We start from the raw sequence: 22,219 nt of genomic DNA on the forward strand, positions 1-22,219 counted from the left end.
GCTCAGGTGATCGCGCCGGCCACCGCCCCGGCCAGCGCGATCACCACCAGCTCCAGGGCCAGCAGCTTGGCGAGGGCGCCGGGCACGAGCCGGTAGGCGTAGCACTGCTCGACGAGGACCTTGAGCTGGTCGGCCGGGTGCAGGCGCGGCGCGGAGTGCCGGGACGGGACGCCGCGCAGCGTCGGCGGCGGGGGCGGCTGCTCCTCCACCGGGCGCACCAGGACGCTGTTGACCGCCCGCGTCGGCACGACCATCCGGTCCCAGTGCAGCGCGTCCAGCGGCAGCGGCCCGCCGTGCCCGTCGAGCCGGAAGATGGGGCCGCACAGGGTGATGAAGGACGGGTCGCGCCCCCGCGCCGCCGATTCCTCCCCGAGGAGTCCGCGAAAGGTCTCGCCGCTGTTCAGCGTGATTTCGAGTTCGACGTCGCGGTCGGCGTAATCGGAGCGCGCACCGGTGGCCGGACGGGCCGCGGCGGGCAGCGGTCCCGGGAGATTCTCCAGCCGCGCGAGAACGGCCGCCGCCAGCGAGGAAAGCGTGAGGGAAAGCGCGAGGAAACAGCACACCGCCCACGCCGCCGCGAGGGGCGGGACCGCACCGCCGCCCTCGTCCAGGAAACGGCGCGGGCTCGGCACCGCGGCCTGTCCCAGCACGCCGAGCAGGATCGACGTCACGGTCGTGACCGCCGTCCCGGCGACCACCACGCGGGAGAACCGCGGCAGCGCCTCTCCCGGACGGGACCGTTCCCGGCGGCCGCGCACCAGATCGAAATGCAGGCCCGGAACCGCCGCCAATGCGAGCAGCGCTACAGGCACGGCAATGGAGCCTTCGGTCATGGTCACCCCTGCCCTGAGTCGGGGGTCATGAGGTTCAGATCCTGTCAGTTGGCCCCGGGATTCTCAATATCAAGACAATTGACTTCCGGTCCAATTGCCGTTCCATTTCCGGGGCCGTTCGGAAATGCCTTCTCCGCGCGCTCGTCCCGGCCGCGGGCGGGCCGGTCGAACCCCGCCGGTCCCGCGGCGCGTACCTCCTGGCGAGCCGGGGACCACGCCCGGCACCGGAGTGCGACGAGGGTGACGTCGAGTGGAAACGGGCTTGCGGCTGACGGAGCGCTACCGCCTCGTGGAGCGCCTCGACGACGACGAGGCGACGGAGGTCTGGCGCGCCTGGGACGAGCTGCTGGGCCGCCCCGTCGCGGTGAAGGTCCTGGCGAGCGCGGACGCCCGCCGGCACCGGGCCTTCCGGTGGGGGGTGAACCGGGCCGCCGGGCTCTCCCACGCCGCGGTGGAGACGGTCTACGACAGCGACCAGACCCGCGACGCGTCCGGACGGCTCGCGTCCTTCGTCGTGACCGAGTTCCTGGCCGGCGAGACCCTCGCCGACCGGCTGCGGCGCGGGCCGCTCCCCGCGCCCGAGGCGGCCGCCGTCTGCGGCCGGATCGCCGGCGCGTTGGAGGCCGCGCACGCCGCCGGCGTGTCGCACGGCGACCTGAGGCCGGAGAAGGTCATCCTCGTCTACGGCGAGGCCGACGTGGACGTGAAGGTCGTCGACACCGGCATCGGCGGCGTCATCCGCGGCGCCCGCGCCGCCGAGGACGGGAAGGCCGGGCGCGCCGAGGACGCGCCGGCCGCGGCCAGGGCCGCCGACGTGCGCGCCCTCGGAGCCGTCCTGACCGCCTGCGTCGTGCCCGGGGCGCCCGAGGAGCTGTCCGCGCTCGCCGCCCGCTGCGCGGGCCGGGACGCTCCGACCGCCGCCGAGATCGCCGATCTCCTCGCCTGCGACGAGGAGCCGCCGAGCGCCGTCTTCATCGCCTCCGGAACCGCCGCGCACCCCGGAGACCGGACCAGGGCCCTACCCCCGCCGCCCCCGCCGCCCCGCCGGTCCCGCCGCGCGGGCGCCCGCCTCGCCGCGCTCGCCCTCGTGACGGCGATCCCGGCGACGGCCGCCGCCGCCGTCCTGCTGTCGGCGCCGCGGTCCCCGGTCGCCGTCCCGCCGACCGCGCAGACGAGCGCCGCGCCCTTGACGCGGACCCAGGCTCCGCCCCCGGACCCGGCGCTGACGGAGAAACCGGCGCCGCCAACGGTCAGCGCCCCCCGCGTCACCGACGCGCTGGGGCGGCTGCGTCCCATCGTCAGCCGCGGCTACGCCTCCGGCGAGATCCGCTCCGATGTCGCGATCGACCTCAACAACGTCATCACGAACCTGGAGAACGACCTCACCACCGACCGCGACGTCGACCTGGGCGGACGGATCGCCGAACTGCACAACAAGATCGTCACTCGCCTGCGGGAGCGCGGCCTGTCCCCCGGCCTGGCGGACGAGTTGAACCGGGTCCTCGCGACCGTGCCGGCATGACCGGCGAGCAGGAGACCGCGAAGTGGCGGCGCGAGGACCTCCCCCGCGCCGCGTCCGGCGTCCGCTTCCCCTGGCTCGCGCTGGCCGGCGTCGCCGCCACGATCGTGGCGGCGACCGTGCTCGTCCTCGGGATCGGCGACACCGTCTCCAGCCGGGACGGCTCCGCCGGACGGCTGCTCCCGCTCCAGGCGGCCTCCCCGTCCGCACCGTCGAGCGCGGCGACCCCTTGGCGACCACCCGAGTCGATCCCCTCGGACCCGCCTCCCCCGTACACCCCGCCGACGACGTCCCCCGGGAAACCGCCCGCCAGGTCGACACCACCCCCCGGAAGGGGCGTCGACGACGCCCTGCTGAGGCTGCGCCGCGCCGTGGACGAGGGCGTGGCCGCCGGGGAGGTCCGCGACGACGTGGGCCTCGACCTCGGCAACGTGATCGAGGGGATCCTCGACCGCCGGGGCCGCAGCCTGGACCGCGTCCGCGCCGACGTCGCCGGCCTGAGACACAAGATCGCCACCCGCACCCGTGAGGGCGCGATCGCCGGCGGCCGCGCCGAGGAGCTGCGCCTGATCCTCGACGGCGCGCCCGTCTGACCGCAGCGCTCGCCTCCGCACCCCTTCACGGCCGAGGCCTTGACAGCGACATATCGTTTATCGTTACTATCGAAAAACGATATGCCCCCCTCAAGGAGACGCGCATGGCCCTCAAGACGCTCTGGACGCGAGTCGACAGCCAGATCCTGGAACTGGTCATCGGGCTCGGCCTGCTGCTGGTCGGGCTCTTCCAGGTCCTCTTCCCGGTCCTCGGCGTGACCGGCCCCTTCCCGCCGGTCGACACCCGCGACGTCCGCCTCGACACCACCGCGCAGGTGCCGCACCTCGCCTCCGGCGGAGCGACCCTGCGCGGCACCCACCACGCCGAGCTGGCGTTCGGCGACCCCGGACTGCGGGACCGCGTGCTGCTCGCCGCCCCCGAGGTCGCCCGCGGCGTGCTGATCATCGTGATCCTGTCGCTCCTGATGCGGATGGCCTCGACGTTCCGTTCCGGGGACGTGTTCGTCCCGGCGAACATGCGGCGGCTCTTCACGATCTCCACCACCGTCCTGCTGCTGGGCATCGCCGCCCCCGCCCTGGACATGCTCACCACGGACGCGCTGGTCGGCGGCACCCCGCTGGAGTCGGCGATCGAGATCGGCTTCACGGTCCAGGCCTCGACCGTCGTCCTGGCCATCCTCATAGCCGCCCTGGCGGGAGCGTTCGGCCACGGCACCCGCCTGCGCGAGGACACCGAGGGCCTGGTCTGATGCCGCCCGAGGACCCCCACCAGATCACCGTCCACCTGGACGCCGTCCTGGCCGAGCGAGGCATCACCCTAGTCGAGCTGGCCGAACGCGTAGGCGTGACACCCGTCAATCTCTCCATCCTGAAGAACGGCCGCGCCAAGGCCATCCGCTTCACCACCCTCAGCGCCCTCTGCCGAGAACTAGGCTGCCAGCCCGGCGACATCCTCTCCTTCACCGACGAATAAGCTGTGTTTTCAACAGTCCCGGCCCACTCCGCTCGCCTAGCGGCTGTGTTTACTCAGTCCCGGCCCACTCCGCTCGCCTGGCGGCTCGCTGCGTGACCGTGCCTGGGCGAACGCGGCATCGCTTCGCGATCTGCCCGGTGCCGCTCGCCTCCGGCTTCGCGGCACCGGCCAGGTCACGCGTTCGCGCGCGGGGCCGAGCCACTTCGCAACAGTCCCGCTTGCCAGGTGAGCCGCCAGGCGAACCGAGGCGAACCCGCAACCGTCGGACGCGACACCCGCAACCACCGGACGCGAAGACCCCGACCACTACAGCAACCACCAACAACCCAAACCACCGCGATTGCGAGCGAAGCCAGGTTCGAGCCTGCGAGAACCTGATCGCCGAGTGAGCCGCCAGGCGAGCCGAGGCGATGCAGCAATCGCACGTGTTTTTTTGGGCGGTCGGCGCCCCCAAGGCGCCGACCGCCCAAAAAAACACAATAAATACAGCAGGCACCTCTCCGGATGAGGTGCCTGCTGTGCGGGGTACGGACGAACCGGGCCTCGCGGTCCGGGTCAAGGCTTCGCCCGTTTCCCGTGTCAAGGAGGGGTATCAGGCGCGGGCGATCACTTCCGTTTCTGGCTCGGGGACGGGACTGGACGGCCGGAGCCGGCGCGGGGTCATGCCAAGGGCGGCGATCGCGGCGATCACCATGAACGCGCCGACCATCAGCCAAGCGTGGACGTAGGCGGTGTGGGCTTCGGGGTAGCCGCGCGGGGTGCCGAGGACCGCGACGGCGAGGCTGACGCCGAGGACGGCGCCGATCTGCCGGCTCATGTTCACCACGGCGCTGCCCGTGGCGTAGCGGTGGGACGGCAGCTCGACCGCCGCGGCGGACAGGATGGTGGGCAGGGCCAGGCCGACGCCCGTCCCGCCGATGAGCCAGCCCGGCAGCATCTGCGTCGCGTAGGCCGGCTCCGGGCCGAGGCTCATCGCGATCATGACGACGCCGAACGCGCAGAGCGTGCATCCGACGGCGGTGATCAGGCCGACCGGGACGCGCGCCGCGAGGCGGCCGGCGATGAGCGCCATGACGGGGACCATCAGCGGCCCGGGCGCGACGGCGAGCCCGGTGCGGATGGGCGTGTAGTGCCAGACCTGCTGCATCCACAGCACGCCGAGCAGCAGGTTGGCGGCGAACGCGACGGTGAACAGCAGCACCGCGGCGTTGGACCAGAAGAAGGTGCGGACGGCCAGCAGCGCGGGCTCGATCACCGGGGCCGGGTGGCGCAGGGAGCGCAGCCAGAACCAGGTGAGCGCGAGCAGCGCGACGGCGACCACGATGGTGGTCCGCTCGCCCGGCCAGTCGTTGATCTTCACCAGGCCGAGCGCCAGCAGCGCGATCGCCGCGGTCGCCACGGCGGTGCCGGCGAGGTCGGGGACGCGAGCGGACCGGCCCTCGCGCGAGTCGGGGACGAGGCGGGCCGCGAGCAGCACCGCCGCGATCCCGATGGGGACGTTGACCTCGAACACCCAGCGCCAGGAGGCGTCGACGAGGACGCCGCCGACCGCGGGTCCGGCGGCGGCGGCGATCGCCGAGGCCGCGGACCAGATCCGCACCGCGCCGCCCCGGCGCTCGGCCGGGAACGCCGACAGCAGGAGGCCGAGGCTGGTGGGGATGAGCGCCGCGGCTCCCGCGGCCTGCAGGACGCGGAAGGCCACGAGCCACCACAGCGAGGGGGCGGCGGCGCAGGCCTGGGAGGCGAGGGTGAAGACGGTGAGACCGAGCAGGAGGCCCGCCTTGCGGCCGTAGCGGTCGGCGAGCCTGCCGAGCGGCACCAGCAGCGCGGCGAAGACGATCGCGTATCCGTTGAGCACCCACGACAGGTCGGCCATCGACTCCCCGGCGAAGTCGCGGCCGATGTCGGTGAACGCCACGTTGACGATGAACAGGTCGAGGCCCGCCATGAAGGAGGCGACGGAGAGCACCGCGAGCACCGGGCCCCTGCGGACCCGTCCCGCGCCGCGCACCTGACTTTGTTCCACCATAGTCAGGGAGGCTAGCGAGCGCCCTGACTTTGGTCAAGCAAAGTCAGCAGGTTTATAGTGGAACGGTGACAATCACACTGGAAGGGCATTTCGCCGACCGCGACGCCTGGTCGATGCAGAACTGCCCGGTCGCGAGGACGCTCGCCGCGCTCGGCCCGCCGTCGGCGGTGCTGGTGCTCAGCGAGGCCTTCTTCGGGACCAACCGATTCGGCGACTTCGTCCGCAACCTCGGCATGACGGAGTCGGCCGTCACCGCCCGGCTGCGGCACCTCGTCGACGCCGGCCTGCTCACCAGGGAGCCCTACCAGGAGCCGGGGCAGCGCACGCGCTACGAGTACCACCTGACGAAGATGGGCCTGGACCTCGCGCCCACCCTCGTCAGCCTCATGGAGTGGGGCGAGACCTACCTCCCCCACGAGGAGGGCCGCCAGGTCATGCTGACGCACGCCCGCTGCGACGAGCGCGTGACGGCGCAGGTCAGATGCGCGGACGGCCATGACGTGGCGGTGGACGAGATCGTCATGGGCCCGCCCAGCACGGCGGACGGCGAGCCCGGCAGAACCGGAGGCTGACCGGCGACCAGGCCCAGCCGCGAAGTGGCCGCACCTACGCGCGCGAACGCGTGACCTGCCCGGTGGAGCGAAGCCGGAGGCGAGCGGAGCCGGGCAGATCGCGAAGCGATGCCGCGTTCGCCCAGGCACGGTCACGCAGCGAGCCGCCAGGCGAGCGCAGTGGGCCGGGACTGAGTAAACACAGCCGCCAGGCGAGCGAAGTGGGCCGGGACTGAATAAACACAGCCGGGACTTTGAGACTACGCGTGCCGGGTGCCCCCGGCGAGCCGCAGCGCGTGCTCGACCAGCGAGACGAGCACCTGCTTCGCCGACACGGTCCGGCGCGCGTCGCACAGCAGGATGGGGACGTGGGGGTCGATGTCGAGCGCCGTCCGGATCTCGGGCGGCTCGTAGCGGTCGGCGTCGTCGAAGCAGTTGACGGCGACGACGAACGGCGTGCCCTTGCGCTCGAAGTAGTCGATCGAGGCGAAGCTCGCCATCAGCCGCCGCGTGTCGGCGAGGACGACGGCGCCGAGCGCGCCGCGCGACAGCTCGTTCCACATGAACCAGAACCGCTCCTGGCCGGGCGTCCCGAACAGGTAGATGGCGACGCCGTCGCGCAGCGTGATCCGGCCGAAGTCCATCGCCACGGTCGTGGTGGTCTTGGCGGCCACGCCGTCGAGGTCGTCGACGCCGACGCTCACGTCGGTCAGCGCCTCCTCGGTGCGCAGCGGCCGGATCTCGCTGACCGCGCCGACCAGCGTCGTCTTCCCGACGCCGAACCCCCCGGCGACGAGGATCTTCAGCGCGACGCGCGGGCCGTCCGCCCGGTCGTCGGGCTCGTCCGGTTCCGCGGTGGCGGGGGGCGGGGCGTCAGAGCGCGCGGAGTTCATCGAGCACCCTCCTGAGCAGGTTCGGGTCGTTGTGCGGCTGGAGCGCGGTCGCCTGGCCGAACTGCCCGGTCGGCGACGGCGCGGGGGACCATCGCTGGACTTCCAGGAGGCCGGAGTCGATCAGGTCGCCGGCCAGCACCCGGATCACGCCGAACGGCAGGTCCAGGTCCGAGGCGAGGTCGGCGAGGGCGTGCGGGCGCCGGCACAGCGCCAGCAGCCCGCGCTGCTGGCGCGAGAGCCGGCCGGGCTCGGGCGGCGGCCGCCCGGTCGCGACGAGGATCGCCACGATGTCGAGCGGCTCGCCGCTCGGCCGGGTGCGGCCGCGCGTCACCGCGTAGGGGCGGACGATCGGTCCGGCGGCGGCGTCGAGCCACCGTTCCCGGCCGGGACCCCGGGGAGCACCGGGCCCGCTACTGGGGTCCATGGCGGGTCACCTGGGTCCGGTCCCGGGGGCGCCGTTCCTGAGGCCGGTGGACAGCTGCCGGTGGACGCGCTTGACCAGCATCGTCATCTCGTAGGCGACGAGGCCCGCGTTGGCGCCGACCTCGCTCAGCAGGGCGAGGCAGCTGTTGGCGCCGGCGGGCACGACGAAGAACAGGCCCTTGTCCATCTCGACGAGCGTCTGCCGGATCTCGCCGGAGTCCAGCTGCGGCCGCGCGCCGACGGCGAGGCTGTGGAACCCGGCGGCGAGGGCCGCGAGGTACTCGGAGTCCTCGCGGCCGACGCCGCGCGACATGCCCATGACGAGCCCGTCCCGGGACAGCACGACCACCTTCCGGATCTGCGGGACCCGGTCGACCAGGTCGTCGAGGAGGAAGTTGAGCTCGGCGGCGACTCCCTGATAGGTCATGATCTTCCCTCCATGCCGTCCGCGGGTCCCTCTGGTGCCTCGTCCTCGTCCCGGCCGCGGAGCCAGCCCGCCTGCAGGGACGCGAACAGGTCCCGGGACGCCTCCGCCGACCGTTCCTCCCAGGCGGCGATCGCGTCCCCGGTGGCGGCGGACTCTTCTCCGTACGGTCCGGTCTCCTCGTAGGGGTTCGTCTCTTCGTAGGCGGCCGCCTCGCGCAGCTGGGGCGCCAGGCTCCCGCCGCGCACCCGGCGCGGCAGCGGGACCCGCCCGCCGCCGGCCGCCCGCGCCTGCGCGTCCCCGAACGGCGCCCCGCCGTACGGGGGCTCGCCGTACGGGGGCTCGCCGAACCCGGTGTCGCCGAAGGACGCCGGCGCGCCGTACTGGCCCGCCGCTCCCCCGTAGGCTCCGCCGCCGTAGGCGGGGGCGTGGGGGCCCGCCGCCTGGAAGGGGCGCGCGGCGCCGGTCGGCGGCGGCGCCCCCCGCGACGGCGGCGGACCGTGCGGCGGTGGGGTGCCGAACGGCGTCGGGGTCTGGTCACCGCCGTCGAACCCCACCGCCGCGTTCTGGTCCGGCCTCTCCTCGCTCGCCCATTCGGGGAGGGACACCGGCGTCTCTGGCGGCGCCGCTTCGCCGACCGGCCCCGTGCCGTGGGGCGCCGTGCCGTGGGGCGCCATGCCGTTGGGCGGTGCGGCGTTGGGCGGTGCGCCGTTGGTCAGGGCGGCGTTGGGCGCCGTGTCCGTCGAGGCCGGGTCGGCCGGCCCCATGTCCTGGACGGTGGCCGTGTCGTACACCGGCGCGTTGAGCGTCGCGGTGGACGACGGCGCCGGAGGCGGGGGCCACGGCCGCAGCGATCCGTTCACGGCCGCCGCACCCCGCTGCTGGGCGGGCCCGGCCTGGGCGGCGCCGTCCTCGTCCTCGGGCTGGTCGACGTCCACGATCAACTGGCGCGGGATCAGCACGACGGCGCTGACGCCCCCGTACAGGGACGGCTGGAGCGCGACCCTGATGCCGTGCCGGCCGGCGAGCCGGGCGACGACGAACAGGCCGAGCCGGTCGGTGACGGCCAGGTCGAACTCGGGCGGACGCGACAGCCGCAGGTTCAGCGCGTCCAGCTCGGACTGGTCGAGCCCGATGCCCCGGTCGATGATGTCGACGGCGAACCCGTTCGCGCCCATCTCGCCGCGGACGAGCACCTCGGTGGGCGCGGGCGAGAACACCGTGGCGTTCTCGATCAGCTCGGCGAGCAGGTGGATGATGTCGGCGACGGCCTCGCCGATCACGGCGGCCTGCCCGGAGACCACGACGATCTCGACCCGGGTGTAGTCCTCGACCTCGGCGACCGCGGCACGCAGCACGTCCTCGACGTGCACCGGCCGGCTCCAGCCCCGCCCCGGGGACGTCCCGGACAGGATGACCAGGCCCTCGGCGTGCCGCCGCATGCGGGTGGTGAGGTGGTCGAGGCGGAACAGGTCCTCCAGCACCTTGGGGTCGGAGGCGTCGCGCTCCATCTCGTCCAGCATCCGCAGCTGCCGGTGCAGCAGCGACTGGCTGCGCCACGCGACGTTGAGGAACACGCGGCTGATGCCCTGCCGCAGGTAGGACTCCCGGACGGCGGTCTCGATCGCGGTGTGCTGCACCTTCGTGAAGGCGTCGCCGACGCGGGCGACCTCGCGGGTCTTGCCGATGACGAGCGGCGGGGCCTCGGCGTCCACGTCCACCTCCTCGCCCCGTCTCAGCCGGGCGACCACGCCGGGCAGCCGGTCCTCGGCGAGCTTCAGCGCGGCGCGCTGGAGCCCCCGCAGCTCGCGCGACAGGCTGCGCGCCGCCAGCAGCGACAGCACGATCGAGGCGATCACCGCGAGCAGTCCGAACCCGCCCGCCAGGACGAGCCGCATGACGATCCGCTCACCGATCGGCTTGGCCATCTCGTTGAGCGCGAGGCTCGCCTCGGTGACCTTCTGCCCCCACGCCTGCGACAGCAGCTGCGTGGTGGCCTGCCAGTCCGCGGCCTCGGGCGGCAGCCGGTCGCCGCGCGCGTTCACGATCGCGTCCTCGGCCGCCCGGTACCGCTGGAACTCCGGGGACGCGACGAGCCGGGCCAGCGGCCCCCGGATCTGCTCGTTCAGGTCGGCGAGCCCGGCCTCGAACTCGCGCCGCCCCTCCGCGGCCCACTGGACGAACGCGGTGTGCTCGGCGGCGGTGAGCCGCCCGTTGCGCGCCATCGCGGCGATGACGAGCGAGTCCTCGCGGAGCATGTAGGCACGGGCGTTGCCGATGCCGATCAGCGCGCGGCCCTGGGTGAAGATGGCGACGTCGTTGACCGTCACCAGGCCGTCGAAGACCTTGATGACCTGGTCGAGCAGGACGCTGTAGGAGTTGATGACCTCCAGCGGCTGGACCCGGCCGGAGTCGACCCTGGCGCGCAGCTGCGGCAGCCGGTCCAGTGCCCTGACCGCCTGGGCGAGCCGCTTCTTGGTCTCCGGTCGGGCCGCGTCCCGCGCGTCGGGCGAGAGCGCGGTCGAGCGGAACGCCTTGTCGACGGCGCTCACCCGGGCGCGCTGCCCGCCTAACTTCTGCCGGTCGGCGGGGTCGCGCGTGCTGAGCGCGACGACGCTGAGGGAACGCTCCGCCTGGAGCTGGTTCACCAGGTAGATGCCGGGAAGGCCGACCTTCTCGTACGTCGTCGAGAAGTCGTACTTGTCGAACGCGTCGCCGAGCGTGATGTTGGCGGCGAACGCCCACAGGGCGATGAGCGACACCAGCGGGACCAGCAGCAGCGCCGTGATCCGCAGCCGGATGGGGCGCCTGCGCCGGGGCCTGCCGGACGCTTCGTCACGGGTTTTGGTGCGGGACATCGAGATCACTACCTCTAGCCGGGGACGGGCCGCGCATGCCGGTCCGTGTGTCGGGGGTGGCCCGTGTGTCGGGGGTGGTGGGTCAGGGGCGCGCCTCGTCCAGCGCCGCGCGGGCGACCAGGCCGCGCAGGCGACTGGTGATCATGGCGACGGCCTGGGCGTGCCCGCGCAGGGCCTTCTCCCGCGTGGTGTACTGCCCGATGTCCGCGTGCATCGCGTGGTCGGACACGATCGTCTGCCACAGCAGCGGCCTTCCGTTCGCCGCGAGTCCGAGGTCGATCACGGTGAACCAGGTCGAGACGACCACGACGACGGCGCCGACGCGGATGACGTCCTGCGCGAGCAGGCGCCCCCGCACGTCGAGCAGCAGCCGCTGTGCCTCCTCGGCCGTGGCGCGCCGCCCGTCCTCCCGGTAGTAGTCCGGGGGACGGCGGGGATCGGCGGGCCGCCGGCCGTCCGGCTCGTCCTGCCGGGGCCGCTGGTCGCCGGGCCCCTCGACGGGCCCCTGGTCGGCGGGACGCTGCGCGAAGACCCCCTCCTCGAAGGCTCTGCGGTCGACGGACTGCTGGTCGGCGGGCCGCTGGTCGGCGGGCCCGTGGTCGGGCCGGTGGCCGGCGGGCCACCGGTCTGCGGGCATGGCGTTAGCAGGCATGGCATTTCCCATCGCCGTACCGGGGTGCGCGGGAGATGCTCAGCGGCCGGGGTGCTCGTCCCGCGGCCAGGCGCGCACCTCGCACCAGACCGCCTTGCCGGAGGCGGTGTGGTCGGTGCCGTGCCCGTCCGCCATGACCGCGACGAGGAACCAGCCGCGGCCCGTCTCCTCCATGAGGTCGACCGGCCGCGCCGCCGGGGCGGCGGTGCTCTGGTCGTGCACCTCGATGCGGAGCCGGGTCCCGGCGCGCAGCAGCCGCAGGGACAGCGCCCCACCGGGTACCGGTGCGTGCCGGACGGCGTTGGTGACCAGTTCGGACACCAGCACCTCCGCGTCCTCGGCGATGTGCCCGATGCCGGACGCGGTGCTGACGGACCGGCTGAAGCGCCGTGCCCTCGGCACCGACTCCCGCTCGGCGGGCAGCGTCAGCTCGCCCAGCAGGACCGCCGCGGGCTCGTCCAGGCCCCGCAGCCCGTTCGGCGCCGTGCCGTTCGGTGACGCCGCGTGCGGCGCGGTGGTGGTCAGGTGGCTCGGGAGTGGGGTGCTAGGGAGTTCGATGGTGTGGTGGTCGCCCGACATGATGAACGCCTCCTTGACTAAGGCGTGCCGCCCTGATCCAGCCTGGCCGGGGTGCGAGGCTGGGGTGGGCGTGGGGGGTTGGTGCCGGTGCCGCCGCTGTCCGGTCAGACGGTGGCACGGCGTGCGAGGGACCCGGCCGGCTCATGGCGGGCCGCTCCCCTCGGCCTGGGTGCCCGCCCGGGCGCGCAGCAGCCGGGCGGTGCTGGTGAACCAGTCGTAGTTCTCCTGCTCGAAGCGGCGTCCGCGCAGGCACGTGAGGTAGGGCCCGAGGGGGGACCCGGTGCGCAGGAAGGACTCCTCGTCGAGGTCGCCGCGCAGGTGCTTGAGGGTGCGTTCGAAGACCTCGACCTTGGCCGCCGAGGCCACCGCCCTGTCCTCCAGCTGCGCGATGACCGAGTCGGCCGTGATGTGGTCCACGGCCTGGACCATGACGAGCAGGTTCTCGCGGATGATCCCTGGCTTGGCGGGGGTCACGGCGAACCGTTCGAGCTCGTCGACGCCGGCCTGGGTGACGGTGTACACGCGCTTGTTCGGCCGGTCGTGCTGGATGATCTGCCGCCCGCTGATCAGGCCTTCCGTCTCCAACCTCGACAGCTCCGAGTAGAGCTGCTGCGGTACGGCGTGCCAGAAGTTGGAGACCGACAAATCAAAGATCTTGGCCAGCTGGTAGCCGCTGTACTCGCCGTCGAGCAGCGCCGCCAGCACCGCGTGACGTAGCGCCATCGGCCATCTCTCCCCGCCTTGACTCAGGGTATGCCCGACTTTATCAGCCAACGACATGATTAGTCATCGTTTTGACTATGATTGGTCAGCACCAATTTGGACGATCTTCGAATGGGACGCCCGAAGCGCGCGAAAGAGACGGGCGCCGGCGCGGCGCGCACCGGCGGTCACGCGCGCGCCCCGCGCAGGCCGGCGACGCCCGGTTCGAGGGCGCCGGCGAGTTCGGTGATCTGGCCGTTCAGGAACGCCTCGCGGGTCAGCCTGCGCTGCATCTTCCCGCTCGTCGTCCGCCGGACCGAGCCCCGCGCCGCCAGCACGACGCTGACGGCGGGCAGCTCGAACGCGCGGGCGACCCGGGTCTTGATGACCGCCGCCACCTCCTCCAGGGGCGTCCCGGCCGCGGCGCGGGTGCTGATCTCCTGGACGACGACGACCTGCTCCCGGCTCGCGTCGACGGCGTCCCCGCCGCCGGGGCCGGCGCCGGGCCGCCCCGGGCCGACGTCGGGGTCGATGGCGGCGTCGATCGCGAAGGCGGCGCCGTGCAGGGCGGCCGGATGGGCCGCCCGCGCCACCTCCTCGATGTCGTGCGCGTGGATGTTGCGGCCGTTGACGATGATCAGGTCCTTGAGCCGGCCGGTGACGTAGAGCTCGCCGTCGGCGACGAAGCCTAGATCGCCCGTCCGCAGGAAGGGGCCCTCGCCCGCGGCCGTGCGCGCGCGGAAGACGGCCTCGGTCTGCTCGGGGCTCTCCCAGTAGCCGCGGGCGACGCTGCCGCCGCGCACCCAGATCTCGCCCACCCGCCGCTCCGGCCGCTCGGCGCGGGTGTCGGGGTCGACGACGCGGACGTCGAGGATGACCGGCCGCCCGCTGCTGACGAGCCGCCTGGCGCGGCGCCCCTCCTCGGCGGCGGCACCGTCCGGGGCCGGGACCGCGTCCGGCACGGCGGCCCCGTGCGCGGCCACGGCGTCGTTCGCGGGGGCCGCGTCAGCTGCGGGGGCCGCACCATCTGCGGGGACCGCATCGTTCGCGAGGACGGTCTCGCTCGCGGGGACGGCCTCGTTCCGGGCGAGGGCGTCGGCGTCGAAGTCGCGGACGACGGGCCCGCCGCCGAGGGGCGCGCCGGTGATGAGCAGGGTCGTCTCGGCCATCCCGTAGCAGGGCATCCACATCGAGGGACGGAACCCGACCGGGGCGAACCGCTCGGCCATCGCCTCCAGCGTCGCGGCCCGGACGGGCTCGGCGCCGTTCTTCACGACGGTCAGCGAGGACAGGTCCAGTCCCTCCATCTGCCGGTCGGTGACGCGGCGCAGCACCAGCTCGTACCCGAAGTTCGGCGCCACGGTGATCGTCCCCCGGTGCCGGGTGATCAGCTCCAGCCACAGCACGGGCCGCTTGATGAAGGTGATCGGCGAGGTGAACACGTACCGGCAGCCGAGGTAGAGCGGCTGGAGGAACTGACCGACCAGGCCCATGTCGTGGTAGTGCGGCACCCAGCCGACGCCCACGGTGGCCGACGACCCCTCGATGCGCCGCTTGATCTCCTCGCCGTTGGCCAGCAGGTTGCCGTGGGTGACCATGACGCCCTTCGGCTCGCTGGTCGACCCCGAGGTGTACTGCAGGAAGGCGAGGGTGCGGGGGCCGCACTCCGGCGGGACCCAGTCGCCGGGATCGGTGTCCTTGCCCGCCTGGGTGTCCAGGCAGTGGACGCGCCCCTTCAGCCCGGCGGCCGACAGCCACGCGTCGAGGGTGGCGCGGTGGGCGGTGTCGGTGAGGATGAGCGCGACGTCGGCGTCCTCGATGATCCGGCGGGTGCGGCCGAACCTCCCCGCGTCCAGGTCCGGGAGCGGGGCCGGGACGGCGACGACGCGCGCGTACAGGCAGCCGAGGAACGCCGCCAGGAACTCCAGCCCTTCCGGGTAGAGGAGTAGGACGGCCCTGTCCCGCAGGCCGCGCGCCTCCAGGCGGCAGGCGAGCGCGCGGGCCTTGCGGTCGAGTTCGGCGAAGCCGAGCACGTTCTCCTTGTACTTCCGTCCCGGTTCCTCGCTGATGAAGGTAAAGGAGCGGTCGTCGCCGTGCGTCCGGACGTTCGCCCGGACGAGCGACACGAAGTCCGCGTGCCCCGTGGTCTCCGGTGCCCCGGTCATGGGTGTCACTCGTCCCCGGTCGCAGGGAGGAGGGAGGAGGAGAGCGGGGTGAGGGAGAGGAGGGAGAACCAGCGCCGCTCGCCCGTGGCGGCGAACATCGCCTCCTCCAGCGGCGGGAGGAGGTCCTCGGACAGGACGGTGTCGGGCTGCGCCCGCTGGAGCAGCCGCTGCAGGCACAGGACGAGCCACTGGCCCTCCTCGAAGAGCCCGCCGAACACGCTCCGGTTGTGCAGCCAGGTGAGCATGCACGAGGTCATCGCGTGCAGCTCGCAGTACCGCCTCGCCCGCGTCAGGGCCGCCACCGACGAGGCGTCGCCCTCGTTCGCGCGGATGCCCTGCTCGATCCTGGCGCGCAGGGTCCCGATGGCGGACACCAGGTCCTTCAGCTCGGCCGCGACGCCGGGCGCGGCGTGCGCGTTCGCCGCCGCCAGCACCTCCTCGGAGATCTCCTCGAACCGCTGGCCGACCTCGTCGCGCCCCTCGTTGGTGAGCTGGAGCAGGCGGCCGTCGGGTTCCCAGGGCGGCGGTGTCCGCGTCCAGCAGAACAGGTCGGCGAGCAGCTCGTCCTCGCGGCCCGTCTCCGCCGGCGGGTCGACGAGGTAGGGCAGCTGGCCCGCGACGTTGGCGAGGTTCACGTGCGTGGTGCCCTCGAAGATGCTCGCGATCGCGTGGTCGCGCTGGAGCTTCTGGAACACCCCGTGCGCCACGCCCTCGCGCAGGTAGCCGCGCGCGGCGAGCACGGTCCCGATGCTGGCCACGACCTCCTCGCCGAGGACGGGCACGAAGTACTTCGCGATCGACGACCACAGGCTGAGCCGCCCGGGGGCGACCGTCAGGCAGCGCGCCACCGGGATCGCGACGCACTCGGCGATGAGGAGGTCCAGGTGCGCCTTGACCAGGTGGTCGCGGATGACCGGGATCTTGTAGATGTCCGAGCCGTACAGGGTGCGCTGCCGCGCGTACTCCATCCCGATGCGCACCACCGCGTCCATCGTCCCGACCGACAGCGCGGCGATCGCGGTCCTGGTGATCTGCAGGGTCTTCAGCGTCTGGACGAGCCCCGAGCCGCGCCGCCCGATCACCCGCTCGGCGGGCAGCCGCGCCCCGGAGAACGCGACGCCGGACAGGTCGTGGCCGCGCAGCCCGACCGTCCGGACGGGCGGCAGCGTCGACCAGGCGGCCGGGTCCAGTTCCCGCTTGTCGACCAGGATGAGGGAGAAGTCGCGCGGGCCCGTCTTGGCATAGGTGGTAACGAAACGTCCGCGGGTGGCGTTGCCGACCGGCCACTTCACACCGGTCAGGACCAGTTCCTCGCCCTGGATCTCGGCCTCGGATTCCGACGCCATCACGTCGCTGCCGTGGTCGGCCTCCGAGACGCCGAAGCAGGCCAGGTCGCCGCGCAGCACCCCGTCCGCGACGGTCCTGCGCTGCCAGGCGTCACCCCAGAGCCACACCGGGTTCACCGCGAGGAGCCCGGAACCGTACATGACCGCGACGGTCACGCTGCGGCGGGAGATGCCGCGGGTGACGAAGAACAGCTCCTCGAGGGTCGTCAGCCGTCCGCCCAGCCCGCTCGGCACCAGGTACTTCGGGAAACCCCACGCCCGGACGGCGTCGACCGCGCCCGGCGGGAGCTCGTCGCGCTCCTCCGCCTCCACGATGGCCTTGTAGGAGAACGGCCCGGCCTCGTCGTCCATCGGGTCGCCGAGGTAGCCGTCCAGGTCGGCGGCGATCCCGTGCGCGGGGGCCAGCCGCTCGCGCGGCGGCCTTTCGGTCGCGGAACTCTCGGAAGCCGGACTCTCGGAAGCGGAACTCTGGGGGGCGGAACTCTCAGAAGCGGAACTGTCGGGGGCGGGGTTCTCAGGTGCGCGGCTCTCGGGCGCGGGGTTCTCGGAACGGCCCTGGTGGACGGAATGCGCGGGGTGGGCGGGGTTCTCGGCGTGGGCCCCGTGGGCGGAGTGCGCGGGGCGGGCGGAGTGCACGGGGTGTGCGGGGACCTTGCTATCCATTTTCCTCTTCGACTCCCTTGTGCGGGTCGCGCCTCCCGGTTCGCGGGGCGCGGCTCCTGTGCGGGTCGGCTCCCTATGGCTGCGCGGTGTCGCCGGACGGGCCCCCCGCGTCGTCGGCGTTCATCGGGTCCTCCATGCGCCTGCCCACCACCCGGGCGAGCGTCATCGCCGCGGGCAGCGGCCGGACCATGACGGTCAGACCGGTGACGAGCCCGGTCTCGCCGTACCTGAGCAGGTCCAGTCCCTGGACGTCCTTGCCCAGCACCTTCGCGCCGAACACCAGCGCGTGCGCCGGCGGGCCGGCGCCGTTCGTCCCGCCGGTGGGGACGCCCACCAGCTCGTCGGTGTAGTGGAAGTCCTCGAAGACCTCCAGCAGCACGCCGAGCAGCGCGGCGACGGTGTCGCGGCCCACGTAGGGCTTCACCATCACCGGGCTGCGGAACTCGATGGCCGGGTCCAGCGCACCGATGATCGCGGGGAGGTCCTTGGCCTCCACCGCCGATCGGAACGTTCCGGGCACCGTCATCTGGGCTGCTCCCTTCGATTGCCGTGCGGTCAGTCCGCCGTCCGGGGCGGGACGGCGCCGGCGGGGGGCGTGTCCTCTGCGAGGCGGCCGGGCGCGGGGGCGGGAGCGGCGCGGGGCACGGCGGCGCGGGCGAGGTCGCGCGCCCAGACCCGGTAGCCCGCGGCCGACGGGTGGAAGCCGTCGGACGCGAAGAGCCGCCGGTCGCGCGCCATCGCCTCGTCCATGGGAGCGTGGACGGCCCCGCCCGCCGTGGCCGCGTCCCGCATGATCCGGTCCATGGCGCGCGCCCGCGCGCCGAGGACCGAGCGGAGCGGCCGCGGGAGTGCGGGGAACCGGTGCACCGGCGGCATCCCGGCGACGAGCACCGCCGCCTCCGGGAACCGTCCGCGCAGGACGGCGACGAGCTCGGTCACGTCCGCCGCCCACCGGCGCAGGGGGCGCCGCCGGATCAGGTCGTTGATCCCCGCGGTGACGACCACCAGGTCCGGCGCGGCCCCGTCCGCCGGGGGGACGAGCCCGCCGATGATGCGCCGGGCCGTCGCGCCGTTCTCGCCGGAGACCGACCACGACACGCTGCGCCGCAGCCGCTCGCCCAGCTCCTCCGCCAGGAAGCCGGGCAGCGCCTCCGCGTGCCGGGACGCGCCGACGCCGACGGCGGTGGACTCGCCGATCACCACGACCCGGAAGGCCGGGCCCCGGCCGGGGCCGGCACCGGCGACCAAGCCCCTCTCGTCTCCGGTGGCCGGGTCGAGCCGCGGTGTCCGCCGCACCGTCCGCCATGCCTGCACGACCAGCACGGGAGCGAGCAGCGGCAGCATCGGCGAACGCACCGCGCGGGCGACGGAATATTCTCTTTTCATCAGTCTCCCAGACTGCTGGACAGGCCCCCGTAAATCATTTCACCCGCTCGCCGAGCAGGCTTGCCGCTATCTGCGCCATCACCTCCGCGACATAGGCGTGCCCATCCGGGTTCAGATGGATTCCGTCGGCACTCCACATCGCCGGATCGGCGACTCTCGCCACCGTTTCCGGCTCCGGGAACACCATTCCGAAATCGCGCGACACCCGGGCGAGCTCGGCGTTGAAGTCGTGAATGCGCTGCACCGTGCGTTTCTTTCGGAACTGCGAGATCGGAGTGATGTCCAGCAGCGGCGGCCGCGGCACCGGGATGGCGAGGGCGACCGCGCCGCGCCCGCGGGCCCAGCCGAACAGCTCCGCCAGCCGCCGCGCCGCGGCCTCCGGCTCGAAGCCCCGCAGCGCGTCGTTCATGCCGCAGCCGAGCACGACCAGCCGCGGCCGCAGCTCCCGCACGCCGGGCAGCTGGTCGCGGACCACGTCCTCGACCGTCGCGCCCGGATCGGAGACGTTGAGCATCTCCTCGCGGGGAACTCCCAGGTGACGGGCCAGCCGTCCGGCCCAGCCGAGCCAACCGCCGGCCGGGTCCGGATCGTCCTGGCCCTCGGCCACGCTGTCGCCGAGCACCACCATGGCGGGCATGGCGGGCCCGGCGGCGCCGGCCTCGGGCCGGCCGGCCATCACGTGACGAGGTCGAGCAGGTAGTCGGTGAGGTCGGCCACGGTCTCCCGCCGCCGCGCCTCGGCCACGTCGACCTCGACCTGGAGGTGGTCCTCGATGTCGCTGATGATGCTGATCGCGTACACCGAGTCGACCCCGTAGCGGGCGAGTTCCACCCCGGGATCGATGTTTTCCACAGGCCTGTCGAGGTAGAAGGCGATCTTGTCAAGAAGCCACGATTGCAGCTCGTCGTGGGAAATTGTTTCCGATCGGGTCACCGCCACTCCCCCTTTGTCAGAGGATCATCGAATCAATCGCGATTGGTAACGGAAGACGAGCAACACGCAAGATACAACCAAATGGTTGGCGTGTCTCGATCCGGATGTGAACGATCGGACACGGAGGTGTCTCCGTCCTGTAAACCGAGTCAGTGGTACGGTAAAAACGGCGAGATGTTACCAACGGGTAACCACTTCCGATTAGGGCCCAACTCCGACGCGGCCGGGCACGTCGTCACCGCGCGCCACACCGATACGTCCTCCCCCGCGGGACGCCCCGCGGCACGCTACCTGCGCCGTTCCCCAACCGGCTCGGTCCCGGGGCGGCACCGCGCCGGCCTCACCCCGGGCACGTTCCAGGAGAGTTTCGGACACCCCTTCGGCGGGGTCCCGCGCGGTCCCGCCGCGCCCGCCTTACCGTCAGGCAAGCTTCGTCTGTCTCTTCGGCAGCGGCCCTCAGTCGGTCAGGACACGCTTACTGGACCCTCCAGCCACGAGACCACGGGGTTGGGCTCGCGCGCCTCGGCGAGCCGGTCGCGGACGGCCCCCGCATGGCGCGCCCGCCACCGGTGCGCCGCGAGCCGGTGGAAAGTTACGAGCCGCGCCGCCGGGGGACGCGCCCCCGCAGCGAGCGGATAGCCGTGGCGCCGCAGCCGTGACGCGAGGACGTACTGGACGAGATCCGCCTCCCAGCCGTCCAGGCGGTCCCGCCAGGCCCCGACCCGTCGGTCGTTGACGGCCTCGTGCGTGCGCAGGTGCCACTTCCGCTCGGACGGCACCGTCCGCCGGGCATGCCGGTACGCCGTCGTCATCCCGGGGTCGTACTCCTCTCCGAGGAACTCGCACAGCAGCCTCAGGGTGCCCTCCGGCTCGGCGACCAGGTCCTCGTAGCGGAACTCGTAGAAGGTGGCAGGACCGAGCCGGGCGCGCAGGCGCGTTCCGGTGTCGACCGCCTCCCGCCACGTCAGCGCGGCCGCGTTGATGTCGCCGTCGAACCACGGCATCCGCATGAGGGAGCTGACGGCGTCCCGGCCGTCCCTGACGAGATGGACGAACTGGGCGTCGGGGAACATGCGCCGGAGCATCGGCACCCGGCGGAAGTAGCTCGGCCGCTTGTCCCCCCAGCGCGGCTTGCCGTGCCGGCGGGCGTAGGCGCGGAACACGACCGCGATCGCGGACCCGAGCGTCGGAGGCCCCTGCACGATCTCCTCCACGACGGCGGCCGCGTCCAGCCGCAGGACCCCGAACTTGGTGCCGTCGCCGCCGGTGATCCATTCGGCCAGCGCGCGCCTGTTCTCCGGCCGCCCGAGGTCGCCGAACCGGTGCCGGGCCTCGTAGGCGGTGTGCACGAACCGCGTCTCGGACGGGAACGCGATGCGCCGGTGCGAGTGCAGCATCTGCTGGAGCAGCGTCGTCCCCGACCGCGGGCACCCGAGGACGAAGACCGGCCGGCACGACTCCACTCTCATGGCCCGCGCGTACCCGCGCCCTCCGCGAAGAAGCTCAAGCGGACTTCAACATCACTTGAAAACCGCAGGCCCGAGTGCCGTAAGCCGCCGGGTCCCCCAATTGTCGGCGAGGTAATGCCCGCCGAGCGGATTCCGGGTCCGCCCATAGGGGCGTTGGATATGCGTTGCCGGCCCGGGTTGAAGCCGCCAGAGTGGCTCCCGAGACGGGCTCGGCCGGCGCTCGGCCCTTTTTCCCGCGACGAGTTTCCGGTGTTGCGCCGCGAGGTGGAGTAGTGGCCGCCGGAGCCAAGGCCCATGGCACGGTTCTCGCATTCGGCGAGCGCCGTGGGCCGGGGCTCAGGGCGCGGGCGCCCTTCCCGTGGCGGACGTCGTGCGGGGCGCCGGGACGTCCAGGCCCTCCAGGAAGGCGGCGGCGGCGGGCGAGGGCCCCAGGCGGCTCCAGATCAGGTGCTCCACGCGGGTGGGCGGGTCGCGGAGTTCGAGCACGCGCAGGTCACCGATCCCGGTGACGTAGGCGGCGGGCAGCATGCCGACGCCGAGGCCCAGCCGGACCAGCCGCACCACCAGGTCCGGGGTCGTGACCTCGAAGGCGACGTCCCGGCCGACCCCGGCGGCGGCGAACGCCTCGTCCGACTGGGCGCGTCCGGCCGTCCCGGCGGAGAAGTCGACGAACACCTCGTCCGAGAGGCGGCGCAGGTCGACGTCCGCCGCCTCCGCCAGCGGGTGCCCGGGGGCGACCACCGCGACCAGTTCACCGCGTGCCAGTACACGGCCCTGGACGCCCTTGGGCCGCGCGCTGCGCGGCAGCCCCAGGAACGCGATGTCCAGCGTGCCCTGCCGCACCCGCTCCGCCATCTCCGTGCTCCCTCCCAGGCGCAGCGTGATCCGCACCTGCGGGTGGCGGACGTGGAAGTCCTTCAGGGCGTTCGGCAGGTCCACCGCCGTCACCGTGGGGATCGCCCCGATGGCGAGTCGGCCGCGGATCTCCCCCGACACCGCCGCCACCTCGGCGCGGGCCCGGTCCGCGGCGTCGAGCGCCTGCCGGGCGGCGGGCAGGAAGGCCTCGCCCGCCGGGGTCAGCCGCACCCGGCGGCTGGTGCGGTCGAACAGGCGGGTGCCTAGCTCGCGTTCCAGCCGGGCGATCTGGTGGCTCAGCGCCGACTGGACGACCCGGCACCGCTCGGCCGCGCGGGTGAAGTTCGCCGTCTCGGCCACCGCGACCACGTAGCGCATCTGCTGGAGCTCCATCGATCCATCGTGGATCGAG

General features: G+C 73.2%; 22 protein-coding genes and 1 pseudogene. 6 read left to right on the forward strand and 17 right to left on the reverse strand.

From position 1 onward, the window contains the following. Positions 1–2: 2 nt before the first annotated feature. Positions 3–812 (reverse strand): DUF6338 family protein, encoded by an 810-nt coding sequence (locus FKD65_RS16380; protein ID WP_141578321.1) that lies wholly within the window; start codon positions 810–812, stop codon positions 3–5. 271 nt (positions 813–1,083) lie between these two features. On the opposite strand from FKD65_RS16380, the gene FKD65_RS16385 reads away from it, so the two are divergent. The 4 genes from FKD65_RS16385 to FKD65_RS16400 all read left to right on the forward strand — a co-directional run bounded on the left by FKD65_RS16385 (position 1,084) and on the right by FKD65_RS16400 (position 3,879). Beyond that, the gene (locus FKD65_RS16385) at positions 1,084–2,355 is read left to right on the forward strand and encodes a hypothetical protein (protein WP_141578322.1); all 1,272 of its coding nucleotides are present in this window, start codon (positions 1,084–1,086) and stop codon (positions 2,353–2,355) included. Then, positions 2,352–2,945, forward strand: coding sequence for a hypothetical protein (locus FKD65_RS16390; protein ID WP_141578323.1), 594 nt, complete (start codon positions 2,352–2,354; stop codon positions 2,943–2,945). The genes FKD65_RS16385 and FKD65_RS16390 overlap by 4 nt, the downstream gene beginning before the upstream one ends. Positions 2,946–3,049: 104 nt before the next feature. Next, the gene (locus FKD65_RS16395) at positions 3,050–3,655 is read left to right on the forward strand and encodes a DUF2975 domain-containing protein (RefSeq protein ID WP_141578324.1); all 606 of its coding nucleotides are present in this window, start codon (positions 3,050–3,052) and stop codon (positions 3,653–3,655) included. Then, entirely contained in the window at positions 3,655–3,879 is a 225-nt protein-coding gene (locus tag FKD65_RS16400; RefSeq protein ID WP_141578325.1) for a helix-turn-helix transcriptional regulator, read from the forward strand. Before FKD65_RS16395 ends, FKD65_RS16400 begins: the two co-directional genes overlap by 1 nt. A 592-nt stretch (positions 3,880–4,471) precedes the next feature. Here FKD65_RS16400 and FKD65_RS16405 read toward each other — a convergent pair. After that, positions 4,472–5,908: an MFS transporter gene (locus FKD65_RS16405; RefSeq protein WP_141578326.1), complete on the reverse strand. Its 1,437-nt coding sequence runs from the start codon at positions 5,906–5,908 to the stop codon at positions 4,472–4,474. A gap of 65 nt (positions 5,909–5,973) precedes the next feature. Here FKD65_RS16405 and FKD65_RS16410 point away from each other — a divergent pair, with 65 nt between their 5' ends. Beyond that, positions 5,974–6,480: a helix-turn-helix domain-containing protein gene (locus FKD65_RS16410; RefSeq protein ID WP_205718680.1), complete on the forward strand. Its 507-nt coding sequence runs from the start codon at positions 5,974–5,976 to the stop codon at positions 6,478–6,480. Between the two features lie 239 nt (positions 6,481–6,719). Here the strand turns inward: FKD65_RS16410 and FKD65_RS16415 are convergent, their stop codons facing one another. The 9 genes from FKD65_RS16415 to FKD65_RS16455 form a co-directional block, all read right to left on the reverse strand. Further along, positions 6,720–7,352: an ATP/GTP-binding protein gene (locus FKD65_RS16415; RefSeq protein WP_141578327.1), complete on the reverse strand. Its 633-nt coding sequence runs from the start codon at positions 7,350–7,352 to the stop codon at positions 6,720–6,722. Next, entirely contained in the window at positions 7,333–7,776 is a 444-nt protein-coding gene (locus FKD65_RS16420; protein WP_141578328.1) for a DUF742 domain-containing protein, read from the reverse strand. The genes FKD65_RS16415 and FKD65_RS16420 overlap by 20 nt, the downstream gene beginning before the upstream one ends. A gap of 6 nt (positions 7,777–7,782) precedes the next feature. Beyond that, a complete protein-coding gene (locus FKD65_RS16425; RefSeq protein WP_141578329.1) occupies positions 7,783–8,202 on the reverse strand; it encodes a roadblock/LC7 domain-containing protein in 420 nt (139 codons plus the stop codon). Then, positions 8,199–11,057: a nitrate- and nitrite sensing domain-containing protein gene (locus FKD65_RS16430; protein WP_141578330.1), complete on the reverse strand. Its 2,859-nt coding sequence runs from the start codon at positions 11,055–11,057 to the stop codon at positions 8,199–8,201. Before FKD65_RS16430 ends, FKD65_RS16425 begins: the two co-directional genes overlap by 4 nt. 82 nt (positions 11,058–11,139) lie before the next feature. Further along, positions 11,140–11,709, reverse strand: coding sequence for a hypothetical protein (locus FKD65_RS16435; protein WP_141578331.1), 570 nt, complete (start codon positions 11,707–11,709; stop codon positions 11,140–11,142). 39 nt (positions 11,710–11,748) lie between these two features. After that, positions 11,749–12,288: an ATP-binding protein gene (locus tag FKD65_RS16440; protein WP_141578332.1), complete on the reverse strand. Its 540-nt coding sequence runs from the start codon at positions 12,286–12,288 to the stop codon at positions 11,749–11,751. A gap of 141 nt (positions 12,289–12,429) precedes the next feature. Next, positions 12,430–13,011: a PadR family transcriptional regulator gene (locus FKD65_RS16445; protein WP_141578333.1), complete on the reverse strand. Its 582-nt coding sequence runs from the start codon at positions 13,009–13,011 to the stop codon at positions 12,430–12,432. 167 nt (positions 13,012–13,178) lie between these two features. Then, on the reverse strand, positions 13,179–15,155 hold the full coding sequence (locus tag FKD65_RS16450) for a fatty acyl-AMP ligase (RefSeq protein ID WP_141578334.1): 1,977 nt from the start codon (positions 15,153–15,155) through the stop codon (positions 13,179–13,181). 5 nt (positions 15,156–15,160) lie between these two features. Continuing rightward, complete coding sequence (locus FKD65_RS16455) at positions 15,161–16,852, reverse strand: acyl-CoA dehydrogenase (protein WP_141586870.1); 1,692 nt, start codon at positions 16,850–16,852, stop codon at positions 15,161–15,163. 34 nt (positions 16,853–16,886) lie between these two features. Between FKD65_RS16455 and FKD65_RS46610 the strand changes: the two are divergent. Further along, positions 16,887–16,988, forward strand: a pseudogene (locus tag FKD65_RS46610) (hypothetical protein); the annotation flags it as partial. A gap of 249 nt (positions 16,989–17,237) precedes the next feature. Here the strand turns inward: FKD65_RS46610 and FKD65_RS44920 are convergent. The 6 genes from FKD65_RS44920 to FKD65_RS16485 form a co-directional block, all read right to left on the reverse strand. Then, positions 17,238–17,690: a nuclear transport factor 2 family protein gene (locus FKD65_RS44920; RefSeq protein WP_205718682.1), complete on the reverse strand. Its 453-nt coding sequence runs from the start codon at positions 17,688–17,690 to the stop codon at positions 17,238–17,240. A 29-nt stretch (positions 17,691–17,719) separates the two neighbouring features. After that, positions 17,720–18,550, reverse strand: a complete 831-nt coding sequence (locus tag FKD65_RS44925; RefSeq protein ID WP_141578335.1) for an SGNH/GDSL hydrolase family protein — start codon at positions 18,548–18,550, stop codon at positions 17,720–17,722. Between the two features lie 34 nt (positions 18,551–18,584). Then, positions 18,585–19,226, reverse strand: a complete 642-nt coding sequence (locus FKD65_RS16470; RefSeq protein WP_141578336.1) for an SGNH/GDSL hydrolase family protein — start codon at positions 19,224–19,226, stop codon at positions 18,585–18,587. Further along, positions 19,226–19,483, reverse strand: coding sequence for an acyl carrier protein (locus tag FKD65_RS16475; RefSeq protein WP_160160994.1), 258 nt, complete (start codon positions 19,481–19,483; stop codon positions 19,226–19,228). The genes FKD65_RS16470 and FKD65_RS16475 overlap by 1 nt, the downstream gene beginning before the upstream one ends. A 464-nt stretch (positions 19,484–19,947) precedes the next feature. After that, a complete protein-coding gene (locus tag FKD65_RS16480) occupies positions 19,948–20,952 on the reverse strand; it encodes a sulfotransferase (protein ID WP_141578338.1) in 1,005 nt (334 codons plus the stop codon). A 336-nt stretch (positions 20,953–21,288) separates the two neighbouring features. Further along, on the reverse strand, positions 21,289–22,200 hold the full coding sequence (locus FKD65_RS16485) for a LysR family transcriptional regulator (RefSeq protein WP_141578339.1): 912 nt from the start codon (positions 22,198–22,200) through the stop codon (positions 21,289–21,291). Positions 22,201–22,219: the final 19 nt, after the last annotated feature.

This window comes from Actinomadura sp. WMMA1423 (assembly GCF_006547145.1).
Classification (GTDB): Bacteria; Actinomycetota; Actinomycetes; order Streptosporangiales; family Streptosporangiaceae; genus Spirillospora.